The following is a 13,983-nucleotide window of genomic DNA, read 5'->3' on the forward strand; positions in this document are numbered from 1 at the left end:
CGCGGGCAGGACACTGGCCTGCGGCCGGCCCGGTATCACGCCCAGGCCGTGATTGCCGGCGCAAGGCCGTCTGGAGCCGCATCGGCCCGACACGGTCAGGCCGATGCGGCTCGGGGCGCGATCGCCCGAAGCGTCCCCGCCGAAAGCGTGACGCAGGCGGCCAGCCGGAACCGGCCACCGGCCAGGAGGAGAGAGCGGATGCCGCAGCAGAGGGAGTCACGGGAGGAGAGGCTGGCGGAGCGGCCCGCCTCGCCGGCGGCGGGGGGCGGCGCCGCGCTGCTCCGCCGTGCCGCGGATGGGCTGGGCCTGGCCGCCGCGCCCGGCTTCGCCCTGATGGCGCTGCTGGCGGCGGCGCCCGGGCCGGCGGCGGCGCTGTGCGGCGGGGCCATGGCTTCCCCGCTGCAGGGCATGGCGGCGATGTACCTGCTGATGAGCCTGGTGCATGCCGCGCCCTGGCTGCGGCTGCTGGCCCGGCGCCGGGGCGGCGCGGCCAGGCCCGGAACGCGCGCGGGTCCGCGCCGGCCGGCGCAGGCGGCCCAGGGCCGCATGGCCTGAGGCCACAGCACGATCGGCTGGGGCTGACCCCTCGATCAGGCATGGGGCCGGAGCGGGAGGCGCGAGCGAAGGCGGGCGCATCACGCCATCAGGCGTCGCAGCCGGCGCGGGACCGCAAAAGAATCGGGGCCGGCCGCATGGGCCGGCCCCGAAAGCCGCAACTCCGGGCCGGCGCCATGGCCGGCCCGAACCTCGCGGCGCCTACCAGCGGTAGCTGACGCCCGCCGTCACGCTGTGGTCCGTCTGGTGGGACCGCAGGTCGCCGCCATAGGCGATGAAGGCGGTCCCGCCCCCCGGCATGCTGAGATCCAGCCCGACGCCGAGCACCACGCCATCCCGCCCCACCTTCGCCGTCTGCGCCCGCATCGGCGCGCCCGGCGCGCCCTGGAAGCTGGACGTGGTGGTGAAGTCGGTATCGCCGAACTCCCGCGCGTAGAAGAGCTTGGCGCTGGGCGCCAGGCGCCAGCCCTCGTTCAGCGCCAGGCTCGTGCTGGCGCGGAAGCCCAGCAGGGTGCGGGTGCTGGTGCCGGTGGCGGAGCGGACGGAGAGGTTCAGCAGTCCCGCATCCTTCTCATTCACCGAGTTGCGGCTCTGGCTGTCCACCCGGATGCCGGCGGTGGGCAGCACCTGCCACCCCGCCACCTCATGCCGCGTGCCGAAGCTGACGGCGCCATTCACCCCGAGGCCGGAGGCATTGCTGCGTGCCGTGGTCCGGAACGCGCCGAGGTTGCGGTGCACGCTGGTCTCCGAGACCGAGCCGCCGAGCTGCGCATCGGCCCAGAGATCCTCGTTCACCCAGCTCCCCTGCAGGCCGAGATGGACCAGGTCCACATCCGCCTTGCCGCCGGTGCTGCCGGAGGTGACGTGCATGCCGCTGTAGCCGATGGCCGCCCCGACCTCCATGCCGGCCCCCAGCCGCAGCGCCGCGCCGCCGGCGAAGCCGCCGCCGGAGCTGTTGGCCGCGGTGTTGCCGGTGGCGGAGACGCGCTGGCTGCCACCAAGCCCCGCCGCCCAGAGGGTGAGGCGCCCATCCGGCGTCGCCGCCTGGTTGCCGGCGCCCCTGCCATGGCCGCGCCGCGCCGCCGCCTGGTCCGCCACCACCGTGCTGAACTGGCCGGAGGCGGTGAGGCTGCCGCGGAGAGCGTCGCCATAGACCGTGCCGGCGAGCCGGTTCATCGTCGAAGGCAGCGCCTCCGCCGGCAGGGCGAAGAGGATGCCGAGCGTCGCCGTCCGTTCGGCATCGGCGCGCAGCCCGGGCAGCGGCCGCAGCGCATCCAGGCCGAGGCCGGTCTGCTTCTGGTTCGGCGTCTGCGCCATGCCCATGGCGCCGAGATCGGCATAGCTCGCCGGCGTCACGTAGAGGGTGAGGGCGTTCGTCGTGTAGAGCGCGTCGAACCGCGTTCCGGCCGCCAGCCCGTCCGTGGGCTGGGTGAGGCCGGAGAAGCTGCCGGCCACGCCGCCGCCCGCCTCCACCACGGCGAAGGCGCGGCCGACCGGCGGGGTGTAGCTGTTGTTCGCCTCCCCGGTGATGCCGCGCAGCCGCGGCGCCAGGGTGCCGCCGGCGGTGAAGCTGCCGCCGGTGACCACCACCCGGTCGAAGTTGCCGGCGCCATTGCCGGTGCCGGTGCCGTCGATGTCGAGCGCCAGGGTGGCGGTGGTGCCGAGCACCACATTGTCGGTGAAGGTGAGGGTGCCGGGGCTGTCGCCCGGGGAGACGTTGCCCTGGATGGTGGTCGGCGTGGTGATGGTGCCGGTGCCGTGCAGGCTGGAATCGCCCAGCACCACCAGCCCGGTGGAGTCGAGGATGATGGAGCCGGTGACGGTGGTGGAGCCGGTGAAGACGCTGGTCGCCGTCTGCCCGTCCGGGGTCACCTGATAGACATTGCCGTTCAGCGTCACGGCATGGCCGCTGGTGTCCATATGGCCGTTCGTCTCGATGATGACGGTGCGGTCCATGGCGAAGCTGGCGGTCGCCTGCAGCGTGCCGTTGCGCAGCACCAGGCTGCCGGCGCTGGCGCCGAGGGCGGCGTCCGAGCCGATGACGAGGGTGGTGCCGCCGATCACCAGCGTGCCGCCGGCATAGGTGTTGGTGCCCGTCAGCGCCAGGGTGCCGCCGCCATCCGCCACCAGCCCGCCGCTGCCGGAGATGGTGCCGGAGAGGGAGATGGTCCGCAGCGCCGTGTCGAAGGTGCCGCTGCCCGAGAGGCTGATGGGCCGGGCGGAGACGAGGCCCTGCGGCGTCACCAGCCTTGCGTCGTTCAGGGCCAGGCCGCCGCCCGCCGCGCCCAGCGCCGCATCCCCGCTCACGATGAGGATGGCGTTGCTGACGCTGGTGCCGCCGGAGAAGAGGCTGCTGCCGGTCAGCGCCAGGGTGCCGCCGGTCAGCGCCAGCCCGCCGGTGCCGGAGATGGCGCCGGCGAAGCTGTCCGCCGCGTTGGTGATGGTGAGGGTGCGGGCGCCGAGCTCCACCCCGCCGCTGCCGGAGAGGGTGGCGATGGCGGCGCCGGCGCTGGTGTCGCCGATGCGCAGCGTGCCCTCATTCACCACCCCGGCGGAGCTGGCGATGCTGCCGGCGCCGCTGAGGGCGAGGATGGCGCCGCTGTTGATGCTGGTGGTGCCGGTATAGGTGTTGAGGCCCGCCAGGGTCTGGGTGCCGCCGGTGACGGCGAGGCTGCCGCTGCCGGCGATGCCGCCCGCGAAGCTGGTGGATCCGTTGGTGATGGCGAGCGGCTTCGCTCCGAGCAGCACGCTGCCGCTGCCGGACAGCGTGGTGATGGCGGCGCCGTTGCCGGTGCCGTCGATGCGGAAGATGCCGTCGGCCGCCACTTCGGCTGAACTGGCGATGCTGCCCGTGCCGGTCAGCGCCAGGGTGGCGCCGGCGCCGATGCTGGTGCGGCCGGTATAGGTGTTGGCCCCGCTCAGCCCCTGGCCGCCACCGGAGACCGTCAGCCCGCCCGTGCCGGCGATGCTGCCGGCGAAGCCGGTGGAGCCGTTGGTGATGGCGAGGGTCTGCCCCCCGAGCGCCACGGCGCCGGTGCCGGAGAGAGTGATGATGCTGGCGCCGGCGCTGGTGCCCTCGATGCTGAAGGTGCCGAAATTCGCCACCTCCGCCGATTGCGCGATGCTGCCGGTGCCGGTCAGCGCCAGGGCGGCGCCGGTGGCGATGCCGGTGGTGCCGGTATAGGTGTTGGTCCCGCTCAGCGCCTGGGTGCCGCCGGTGATGGTCACCGTGCCGCTGCCGGCGATGCCGCCGGCGAAGCTGGTGGCGCCGTCGGTGATGAAGAGCGGCTGGGCGCCGAGCAGCACCGCGCCATGGCCGGACAGCGTGGTGATGGCGGCGCCGGCGCTGGTGGCGTCGATGCGGAAGGTGCCGTTGGCGACCACTTCGGACGAGGCGGCGATACTGCCGGTGCCGGAGAGCGCCAGGGTGGCACCGTCATCGATGATGGTGCTGCCGGTGTAGCCGTTGGTTCCCGTCAGCGTCTCCGTCCCGCCGGCGATGGTTACGCCGCCGGTGCCGACGATGCTGCCGGCGAAGGTGGTGGCGCCGCCCGTGACGGTCAGCCGCTGGGCGCCGAGCGCCACCAGCCCGTTGCCGGAGAGGGTGATGATGGAAGCGCCTGCCGTCGTGTCCTCGATACGGAAGAGGCCGTTGTTGGCGACCTCCGCCGAGGTGGCGATGCTGCCGGTGCCGCTGAGCGAGAGGGCGGCGCCGGGGTCGATGGTGGTGGTGCCGGTATAGGTGTTGGTGCCCGTCAGCGTCTGGGTGCCGCCCGAGACCGTCACCGTCCCGCTGCCGTCGATGACGCCGGAGAAGGTGGTGGAGCCCTGGGTGATGGTCAGGGGCTGCGCCCCCAGCGCCACCAGCCCATGGCCCGAAAGGGTGGTGACGGACGCCCCCGCCGTGGTGTCCGTGATGCTGAAGGTGCCGTTCGCCGTCACCTCGGCGGATTGGGCGATGCTGCCGGTGCCGCTCAGCGCCAGGGTGGCGCCGTCGTCGATGGTGGTCTTGCCGGTATAGGTGTTGGTGCCGGTCAGGGTCTCGGTGCCGGCATTGACCGTCAGCGTGCCGGTGCCGGCGATGACGCCGCTGAAGGTGGTGGAGCCCTGGGTGAGGCGCAGCGCCTGGTCGCCCAGCCACACCAGCCCATGGCCGGAGAGGGTGATGATGTCGGCGCCGGCGGCGGTGTCGGCGATGGTGAAGGTGCCGTTCGCCACCACCTCGGCCGAGGTGGCGATGCTGCCGCTGCCGATGAGGGCCAGGAGGGCGCCGTCATCCACCACGCTGGTGCCGGTATAGGTGTTGGTGCCGGAGAAGCCCTGGCCGCCGCCGGAGATGGTGACGCCGCCCGTGCCGGCGGTGACGCCGGCGAAGCTGGTGGAGCCGTCGGTGATGGTCAGCCGCTGGGTGCCCAGCAGCGTGGTGCCGGTGCCGGTGAGGGTGACGATGGAGGCGCCGGCTGTCGTGCCGCTGATGCGGAAGATGCCGTTATTCACCACCGCGGCGGATTGGGCGATGCTGCCGGTGCCGGTCAGCGCCAGGGCGGCGCCGCTCGCGATGCCGGTGGCGCCGGTATAGGTGTTGGTGCCGGAGAGCGTCTCCGTCCCGCCGGAGACCGTCAACCCGCCCGCGCCGCCGATGCTTCCGGCGAAGGTGGTGGCGCCGTCGGTGACGAACAGGCGCTCGGCGCCCAGCTCCACCGTTCCGGTGCCGGAGAGGGTGATGATGGCGGCGCCGGCGGTGGTGTCCGCGATGCGGAAGGTGCCGACATTCGCCACTTCGGCGGAGGTGGCGATGCTGCCGGTGCCGGTCAGCGCCAGGGTGGCGCCGGCGGAGATATCGGTGGTGCCGGTATAGCTGTTGGTGCCGGAGAGCGTCTGGGTGCCGCCGGAGACGGTGATGCCGCCCGTGCCGGTGATGCCGCCGGCATAGGTGGTGGAGCCGTTGGTGACGGTCAGGCGCTGGGCGCCGAGATCCACCACGCCGCTGGCGGCGCCGGAGAGGGTGACGATGCTGGCGCCGGCGCTGGTGGCGCTGATGCTGAAGACGCCGTCATTCGCCACCTCCGCCGATTGCGCGATGCTGCCCGTGCCGGTCAGCGCCAGGCCGGCGCCGGTGGCGATGTTGGTGGTGCCGGTGTAGGTGTTGGTCCCGTTCAGCGTCTGCGCGCCGCCGGAGACGGTGACGCCGCCCGCGCCGTTGATGCCGCCGTCGAAGCTGGTGGCGCCGTTGCTGACCGTCAGCCGCTGGGCGCCGAGCGCCACGTCGCCGGTGCCGGAGAGGGTGACGATGGAGGCACCGGCGCTGGTGGCACCGATGTCGAGCGTGCCGTTCGCCACCACCTCGGCGGATTGGGCGATGCTGCCGGTGCCGGTCAGCGCCAGGGTGGCGCCATTCGCAATGCCGGTGGCGCCGGTATAGGTGTTGGTGCCGCTCAGCGTCTGGGTGCCGCCGAGGACCGTCACCCCGCCCGCGCCGTTGATGCCGCCGTCGAAGCTGGTGGCGCCGCCGGTGACGAACAGCCGCTGGGCGCCCAGCGCCACCGCGCCGGTGCCGGAGAGGGTGGTGATGGCAGCGCCCGCCGTGGTGCCGCTGATGTCGAAGGTGCCGTTCGCCGCGACGCCGGAGGATTGCGCGATGCTGCCGCTGCCGGCGAGTTCCAGCGTGGCGCCGGCATCGACGGTGGTGGCGCCGGTATAGCTGTTGCTGCCGCTCAGCGACTGGCTGCCGCCGGCGACCGTGAGCCCGCCGCTGCCGCCGATGCCGCCTGAAAAGTTGGTGGCGCCGGCGGTGACGGTCAGGGTCTGCGCCCCCAGCGCCACCGCGCCGATGCCGGAAAGGGTGGTGATGGCGGCGCCCGCGGTGGTGCCGCTGATGTCGAAGGTGCCGTTCGCCGCGACGCCGGAGGATTGCGCGATGCTGCCGGTGCCGGTCAGCGCCAGGGTGGCGCCGGCATCGATGGTGGTGGCGCCGGTGTAGCTGTTGGTGCCGGAGAAGGTCTGGGTGCCGCCCGCGGCCGTCACCCCGCCCGTGCCGCCGAGGACGCCGCCGAAGGTGGTGGCGGCGTTGGTGAGGCTGAGGCTGCGGTCGCCGAGCGTCACCCCGCCGGTGCCGGCCAGGCTGACCAGGGAGGTGTTGCCGGCGGCGCCGGAGACGTCCAGCGTGCCGTTCACCGTGACCACGGAGGAATTGGCGATGCTGCCGGCGCCGGTCAGCGCCACCCTCGCCCCGCTGTTCACCGTGGTGGTGCCGCCATAGGTGTTGGCCGCGGTCAGCTCCAGCCGGCCGTCGCCGGTGACGTTCAGCCCGCCGTTGGACAGCACGCCGGTCATGATGGCGGAGGTGGTGTCGCCGCTATCCGCCACCACCTGCACGGTGCGCACCGCGCCGTTCAGGTTGATGGCGTTGGTGAAGGTGGTGTTGCCCCCGGCGGTGCTGGCGCCGAGGATCAGCGCCGAGCCGTTCGGCACGAAGCTGTCCTGCGCCCAGGTGAGGCCGAGCCCGGCATTCAGCGTGACGGTAAGGCCGGCGGCATCCGCCGCGGCGAAGCCGCCGGAGCCGGTCCATTGCACCCGGTCGGACTGGGTGCCGACGAAGCGGTCGAACAGCCCGCTGGTCTGCAGCACGCCGCCCGACAGGTTCAGGTTGCTGTTGGCGTAGAGCCCGACGCCGTCCTGCGCCTGCAGCGCGCCGCCCGAGATGACGGTCTGGCCGCTATAGGTGTTGGGGCCGTTGAAGACGACGAGGCCGCCTTCGACGCGCACTGTGGCGCCCTGGCCGGCGGGGATGCTGCTGCTGCCGATCGTCGCCGCGCTGTCATCGGCGATGCTGCCATTGACGGTGATGGTGTTGCCGGCGCCGGCATTCATCCGCACCGTGCCGCCGGTCATCACGAAGATGTCGGTGCCCGCGGCATTGCCGGAGGCGCCGCCATTGGCGCTGCCGCCGCCCACCACGTTGTTGCGGCCGATGGTGGAGTTGCCGGTGACGACCAGGGTGCCGCCATCCCGTACGAAGACGCCGCCGCCATAGCCGGCGCCGCCGCCGCCGCCGGTGGCGCTGCCGACGCCGCCACCCGCCCCGGTGCTGCCGATGCCGGCGCCGAAGCCGGCCGCGCCGCCCGTGCCCCCCGCGCCCTGGGCCGAGCCGCTGCCGCCGGTGCCGCCGCTGCCGCCGCCGGCCCCGAAGCCGCCGGCACCGCCGGCGCCGCCATCGCCACCCAGGCCATCGACCGCCGCGCCGCCGCCATTGCCGCCGGCGCCGCCATTGCCGCCGCGGCCGCCGCCGCGGCCATTTGCGCCATTGCCGCCGGCGCCGCCGGTGCCGCCATCCCCGCCCAGGCCGAATTGGCCGCGGTTATTGGCGGCGTTCCAATTGTCCACTGCCGTCTGCGCGTTATCGAGCGCGAGGGTGGCGTCGGTCACGTCGATGGCGAGCTGCGCCGCCTGGGCGGTGAGGCCGGCGACGATCGGGGCGGTGAAGGGGTTGGCCCCGGCCGCCGCGATTTCCGCCGCCAGGGCAATGGCCTGGGCGGTGAGAGAGGCGTAGGCGAGCGCCGCCTGGTCCCGTGCCTGTTCCAGCACCGGGTTGTGCGACCAGCCGGCCTGGCCGGCGCCGCCCGCCCCGCCATTGCCGCCGACGCCGCTGCTGCCATTGCCGCCGTCGCCGCCATTGGTGCCGGCCAGGCCGTTGCCATTGCCGTCGCCCACCAGCGTGTCTCTGTCCGGCCAGGTGATGCCGGCGGTGCCGGTGCTGCCGGCGCTGCCGCCGGTGATGCCGTTCAGGTTGCCGCCGATGCTGCCGACGCCGCCCTGGCCGCCGGCCGCGGTATTGCCCATGACGGTGGTGCCGTTCAGCACCAGCGTGCCGCCATTGTCCACGAAGACCGCGCCGCCGAGCCCGGCGCCGCCGCCCGAGCCGGCGCCGCCCGTGGTGCGGAAATTGTGCAGGATGCCGCTGTTGACGGTGAGCTGGTTGCCGCTGGTGACGTAGTAGCCGCCGGCCCCGCCGCCATCCACCGACCCGCTGAGGGTGGTGTTGCCGTTGACCATGATCTCGGCGGCGGCCGGGGCGGCGCCGCCGATCAGCACCAGGGTGGAGGCCAGCGTGGCCTGCCGGCGGCGGTTGTGTTTGGCCTTCTGGGCCTTGAGATGGGACTGCTTCTTGCGCACCGCGCACCGCTCCTCTGCAATACTTGCCGCCATCCCGGTGGGGGACCAGGATTTTGTCGAAATCGACAGGCGGGGTTCCCTGGGAAGCGATAAGGGCGAAGGGATAAGCGCGGGTAAAAGCCGGTCGTTTCTTTATCGGTGCTGTTCGTTGCGGGTGGATTAAGGCGGGCGGCAAACCCCTGGCGGGCCTGGGCGTCGGTGGCGGCGGGGCCGGCCCGGGGCGTGCGGCGGGGCGGAATTTTGAGGGGCGGCGGCGCCGGGCCTATCCTCGCGCCCGGCCGGCCGGCGCGGCCGGGGGCGCCGGCCGCCGCCGCGCCCGCCCACTACGGAGGATTCGCCCGTGACCCTTCCGCTCCGCATCGGCATCTGGGCCCTGGTGCATGGCAACCGCGCCGCGCTGCACGACCCGGAGGAGCCCTATGACGCCTCCTGGGCGCGCAACCGCCGGCTGGTGCTGGAGGCGGAGCAGCTCGGCTATGATTGCGTGCTGGTCGCCCAGCACACGATGAACCCGCACAAGCCCGAGCTCGGCCAGCTCGAGGCCTGGACCAGCACCGCGGCGCTGGCGGCGGAGACGCGGCGCATCGAGCTGATCGCCGCCATCAAGCCCATGCTCTACCACCCGGTGGTGCTGGCGAAGATGGCGCTGCAGATCGAGGAGATCAGCGGCGGGCGCTTCGCCATCAACCTGGTGAATGCCTGGAACCGGAAGGAGATCGAGGACGCCGGCATGACCTTCCGGGAGCATGACGAGCGCTACGCCTATGGCGCCGAATGGCTTGCGGTGGTGGAGCGGCTGATGCGCGGCGAGGCGGTGCAGCATGACGGCCGCTATTTCCAGGTGCGCGACTACATGCTGCGCCCGGCGGCGGCGACGCGCCCCCGCCCGCGTATCTATGTCGGCGGCGAGAGCGACCCGGCGCGCGACCTGGTGGCGGCGCTCGCGGATGTCTGGTTCATCAACGGCCAGCCGCTGGAGGATGTGCAGAGGCTGATCGCCGATGTCCGCCGCCGCCCGCGCGCCGGCGAGCCCGTCCGCTTCGGCCTCTCCACCTTCGTCATCGCGCGGGAGACGGAGGCGGAGGCGCAGGCCGAGTACCAGCGGCTGCTAGCCCTGGCGAAGCAGGATGGCGAGGTGAAGGCCTATGTCCGGGCCAATACCGACCCGGCGGTGGTGATGCGCAAGACCCAGGCGAAATACGAGAGCGTCGGCACCAATGGCGGCACCTCGGCCGGCACGGTGGGCAGCTACGACCAGGTGGCGGCGCGGCTGGCGCAATTCCACGAAGCCGGCATCGACACGCTGCTGACGCAATTCCAGCCCTTCGAGCGGGAGATGCGCCGCTTCGCCGCGCAGGTGCGGCCGCGGCTGCGGGCGATGGGGGTGACGGCGGGCTGAGGCCGCCCGCCTTCAGCCCGCCGCCGCCCGCAGGCTCTCGAACACCAGCATGCGGTGGCCGTGGTTGCGGAACTCCCCGCATTCCCGCATGCCGAGCGTCTGCAGCACCGCGACGGAAGGCAGGTTGGTCTCCCGCGCCACGGCGATGATGCGGGTGAGGCCGGCGCGGTGGCCGAAGGCCAGCGCCGCTGCCGCGGCTTCCCTTGCATAGCCATGGCCGCGCATTTCCGGCCACAGCGCGTAGCGCAGCGCCACGCCCCTGCCGTCCGGCCGCTCCATGAGCCCGCAAATGCCGAGGAAGGCGGCATCCTCCGTGCGGAAGACGCACCAGGTGCCGTAGCCGCGCACCTCCCAGAAATCGATGTCGTCCTCCAGCTCCTCCCGCACCCGGTCGGGGGAGCGCACGCCATGCAGCATGGCGGAGAAGACCGCCGGGTCGCCCTTCAGCCGGATGAGGTCGGCGAGATTCTCCAGCCCCACGGGCAGCAGGGTCAGCCGGGGCGTGCGGATGATCCGCGCCGGCCGGGCGATGGGATGGCCGTAATGCATGCGGGCTTCGCTGCTCTCCGCTCTCGCGCCCCCTCCCACGCCCAGGTGGCATGGATGATGGCGGCCTATCCTGGCACGCGTGGTGGGGGGTGTCGCCAGGCCGTTCCGATCACGGAAGAGTGAGTTGGCCGGACGGCCTCGCCGCCCGGCCGGGCGGGGCTAGTGTCCTGCCCGCTGCGTTCGCTGGATTTCCAGCGAACGCAGCGGACAAGCAGGCCACCGAAAACAAAGGCTAGTGGCCCGAGAACGAAGTCCGCAGGACTTCGGAATCGGGACACTAGAGCAATATCCGATCAGGTGGAGTCACCTGATCGGATTTCTTGCTTCAGAAAATATAGGGTCCAGAGCAGCTTATCTAGCGCGTCAGCGGCCGGTACTTGATGCGGTGCGGCTGGTCCGCCGCGGCGCCGAGGCGGCGCTTCCGGTCAGCCTCATAGGCCTGGTAGTTGCCCTCGAACCATTCGACATGGCTGTCGCCCTCGAAGGCGAGGATGTGGGTCGCCAGCCGGTCGAGGAACCAGCGATCGTGGGAGATGATGACGGCGCAGCCGGCGAAATCCTGCAGCGCCTCTTCGAGGGCCCGCAGCGTGTCCACGTCCAGGTCGTTGGTCGGCTCGTCCAGCAGCAGCACGTTGTGCGGCCGCTTCAGCATCTTGGCGAGGTGCACCCGGTTGCGTTCGCCGCCGGACAGGACCCCCACGGGCTTCTGCTGGTCGCCGCCCTTGAAGTTGAAGGCGGCGCAATAGGCGCGGCTCGGCACCTGGCGCTTGCCCATCGGGATCATGTCCATCCCGTCGGAGATCTCCTGCCACACCGTGCGGTCGTCGCGCAGGCTGTCGCGGCTCTGGTCCACATAGCCGAGATCGACGCTCTCGCCGACCGTCAGCGTGCCGGCATCCGGCTTGTCCACGCCGGTGATCATCTTGAACAGCGTGGTCTTGCCGGCGCCGTTCGGGCCGATGACGCCGACGATGCCGCCCGGCGGCAGCTTGAAGGAGAGGTCGTCGATCAGCAGCCGGTTGCCGAAGCCCTTGCGCAGATTCTCGGCGACGATGACGGTGTTGCCGAGGCGGGGTGCCGGCGGGATCTGGATCTCGGTCGGGTCCGGGGCCTTTTCCTGGCTCTTCGCCAGCAGCTCCTCATAGGCCTGGATGCGGGCCTTGCTCTTCGCCTGGCGGGCGGCCGGCGAGCGCCCGATCCATTCCTGCTCCTCGGCGAGCTGGCGCTGCCGGCTGCTCTCCTCCTTCTCCTCCTGCGACAGGCGCTTGCGCTTCTGCTCGAGGTAGGAGGAGTAGCTGCCCTGGTAGGGGATGCCCCGGCCGCGATCGACTTCGAGGATCCAGTTGGTGACGTTGTCGAGGAAGTAGCGGTCATGCGTGACGATCAGCACGCAGCCGGTGTAGTCCCGCAGCGTCTTTTCCAGCCAGGCGACGCTCTCGGCGTCCAGGTGGTTGGTCGGCTCGTCGAGCAGCAGCATCTCCGGCTTCTCGAGCAGCAGGCGGCAGAGCGCGACGCGGCGCCGCTCGCCACCGGAAAGATGCGTCACCGGGCTGTCGGCCGGCGGGCAGCGCAGCGCGTCCAGCGCGATCTCGATGCTGCGGTCGATCTCCCAGCCATTGCCGGCGTCGATCTTCTCCTGCAGCTCCGCCTGCTCGGCCAGCAGGGCGTTCATCTCGTCATCCGACATCTCCTCGCCGAACTTCATCGAGATCTCGTTGAAGCGGTCGAGGTAGCCCTTCATGTCCTTGAAGGCGAGCATGACGTTCTCGCCGACCGTCAGGTCGGGGTCGAGATGCGGCTCCTGCGGCAGGTAGCCGACGCGGACGCCCTCGGCGGCCCAGGCCTCGCCGCCATATTCCTTGTCCTGCCCGGCCATGATGCGCATCAGCGTGGATTTGCCGGCACCGTTCGGGCCGAGCACGCCGATCTTCACATCCGGCAGGAAGGAGAGGGTGATGCCTTTGAAGACCTCTCGCCCGCCCGGATAGGACTTGGTCAGGTCTTTGATGACATAGGCGTATTGGTAGCTGGCCATCGGCGGACAGGTCCTGCGGGTTCGCGGCGTTAGATAGCGGCGGGGGCGCCCCGGGCCAAGGCGGCAGGGCCCAGGATGCGGCCGGCGTGGCGCTGGCGCATTGCCCATGCCGCTTGCAGGGGGCTAGAGCGGTTTCACGCTAACTGTGCAGCGCGAAACCGCTCTAGCTTATGGATGGTAGAGCAGATTCACGCCTCCGGGCGATGCCGCCCTCCGGCGATCTGCTCTAGCCTTGCCCATCCCCGCAGCAAAGGCGCCGGCCCATGCACAAGATCGAGCTCCTCCCCTCCGTCGTCGCCCGGGCCGAGGAGCGGCGTGGCGGCCTGCGCGTCTTCCCGGGGCTGGACCCGAAGCGGACGGCGCATGTGGTGGTGGATCTGCAGAACGGCTTCATGGCGCCGGGGCAGATCTCGGCGGTGGCGACCGCCCCGGGCATCGTGCCGAACGTCAACCGCATCAGCGCGGCGCTGCGGGCGGCGGGCGGGCTGGTGGTGTATCTGCAGCACACGGCGGACCCGGCGACGGCCGCCGGCTGGGGCGCCTTCTACAACGGCTTCATGACGCCGGAGCGGAAGGCGGGCATGATCGCCGCCTTCACCCCCGGCGCCTTCGGCCACGCGCTCTGGCCGGAGCTGGAGGTGCTGCCGCAGGACCTGGTGGTGCGGAAGACCCGCTTCAGCGGCTTCGTCCAGGGCAGCAGCGACCTCGACGCGCAGCTTCGGGCGCGGAGGATCGACACCGTCGTCATCACCGGCACCGTCACCAATGTCTGCTGCGAAAGCTCGGCCCGGGACGCGATGATGCTGGACTACAAGGTGTTCTTCACCGCCGACGGCAACGCCGCGCATTCCGATGCGGAGCACAACGCCACCCTGTCCAACCTGGCCAATGTGTTCTGCGACGTGGTGACGACGGCGGAGCTGACGGGGATGATTGCCGCGGCCGCGCCCCGCGCTGCCGCGGAGTAGGCCGCGACCCGCTCCCTTTCCTGCTCCGCGGGGCGTGGGCAGGCGTTGTAGCGCGGGGGACGAGAGTCGCGGCCCGAAGCCTCCGGCGTTGCGCGCAGGGCGGGCATCCCTGCATCCGTTGATGGCGGTGCCGCCAACCCTCGCGAGCGAGGGAGCTACCCCTCGGCCTGCATCAGCCTGTCGCGGAAGGCGGTGACCTTCTCGCGCAATTCGCGCATTGCGTCGGGGTTGGCGCCGCAGCTCTCGCCGACCCAGTAAGGCTTCAGCGCCTTGGCCTTCTCGCGCAGCGCCTGGCCCTGTTCCGT

At 71.9% G+C, this 13,983-nt stretch carries 6 protein-coding genes; 3 read left to right on the forward strand and 3 right to left on the reverse strand.

Annotation, left to right across the window (positions count from 1 at the left end; translation table 11 throughout):
- The first annotated feature begins 198 nt into the window (after nucleotides 1–198).
- Nucleotides 199–555, forward strand: coding sequence for a hypothetical protein (locus E5N76_RS30135; RefSeq protein ID WP_207792108.1), 357 nt, complete (start codon nucleotides 199–201; stop codon nucleotides 553–555).
- A 201-nt stretch (nucleotides 556–756) separates the two neighbouring features.
- Here E5N76_RS30135 and E5N76_RS31165 read toward each other — a convergent pair whose 3' ends face one another.
- Nucleotides 757–8,727 carry an autotransporter-associated beta strand repeat-containing protein gene (locus tag E5N76_RS31165; protein WP_149540371.1) on the reverse strand — a complete coding sequence of 2,657 codons (7,971 nt, stop codon included), beginning with the start codon at nucleotides 8,725–8,727 and terminating at the stop codon, nucleotides 757–759.
- Nucleotides 8,728–9,067: 340 nt separating this feature from the next.
- On the opposite strand from E5N76_RS31165, the gene E5N76_RS25230 reads away from it, so the two are divergent.
- Nucleotides 9,068–10,126 (forward strand): LLM class flavin-dependent oxidoreductase, encoded by a 1,059-nt coding sequence (locus E5N76_RS25230; protein ID WP_149540373.1) that lies wholly within the window; start codon nucleotides 9,068–9,070, stop codon nucleotides 10,124–10,126.
- A 12-nt stretch (nucleotides 10,127–10,138) separates the two neighbouring features.
- Here E5N76_RS25230 and E5N76_RS25235 read toward each other — a convergent pair whose 3' ends face one another.
- Both E5N76_RS25235 and ettA read right to left on the reverse strand, forming a co-directional pair.
- Nucleotides 10,139–10,675 (reverse strand): GNAT family N-acetyltransferase, encoded by a 537-nt coding sequence (locus E5N76_RS25235; protein ID WP_149540375.1) that lies wholly within the window; start codon nucleotides 10,673–10,675, stop codon nucleotides 10,139–10,141.
- A gap of 355 nt (nucleotides 10,676–11,030) precedes the next feature.
- Complete coding sequence (gene ettA / locus E5N76_RS25240; protein ID WP_149540377.1) at nucleotides 11,031–12,710, reverse strand: energy-dependent translational throttle protein EttA; 1,680 nt, start codon at nucleotides 12,708–12,710, stop codon at nucleotides 11,031–11,033.
- A 263-nt stretch (nucleotides 12,711–12,973) separates the two neighbouring features.
- Between ettA and E5N76_RS25245 the strand changes: the two genes are divergently transcribed.
- On the forward strand, nucleotides 12,974–13,678 hold the full coding sequence (locus E5N76_RS25245) for an isochorismatase family protein (RefSeq protein ID WP_149540379.1): 705 nt from the start codon (nucleotides 12,974–12,976) through the stop codon (nucleotides 13,676–13,678).
- Nucleotides 13,679–13,983: the final 305 nt, after the last annotated feature.

The sequence above is a fragment of the Siccirubricoccus phaeus genome (assembly GCF_008360935.1).
Lineage (GTDB): Bacteria > Pseudomonadota > Alphaproteobacteria > Acetobacterales > Acetobacteraceae > Siccirubricoccus > Siccirubricoccus phaeus.

What these genes read in the sequence shown, in the direction of transcription:
- E5N76_RS30135 (WP_207792108.1), top strand. Translation starts at nt 199, where the DNA reads ATGCCGCAGCAGAGGGAGTCACGGGAGGAGAGGCTGGCGGAGCGGCCC.
- E5N76_RS25235 (WP_149540375.1), bottom strand. Translation starts at nt 10,675, where the DNA reads ATGCATTACGGCCATCCCATCGCCCGGCCGGCGCGGATCATCCGCACG.
- ettA (WP_149540377.1), bottom strand. Translation starts at nt 12,710, where the DNA reads ATGGCCAGCTACCAATACGCCTATGTCATCAAAGACCTGACCAAGTCC.
- E5N76_RS25245 (WP_149540379.1), top strand. Translation starts at nt 12,974, where the DNA reads ATGCACAAGATCGAGCTCCTCCCCTCCGTCGTCGCCCGGGCCGAGGAG.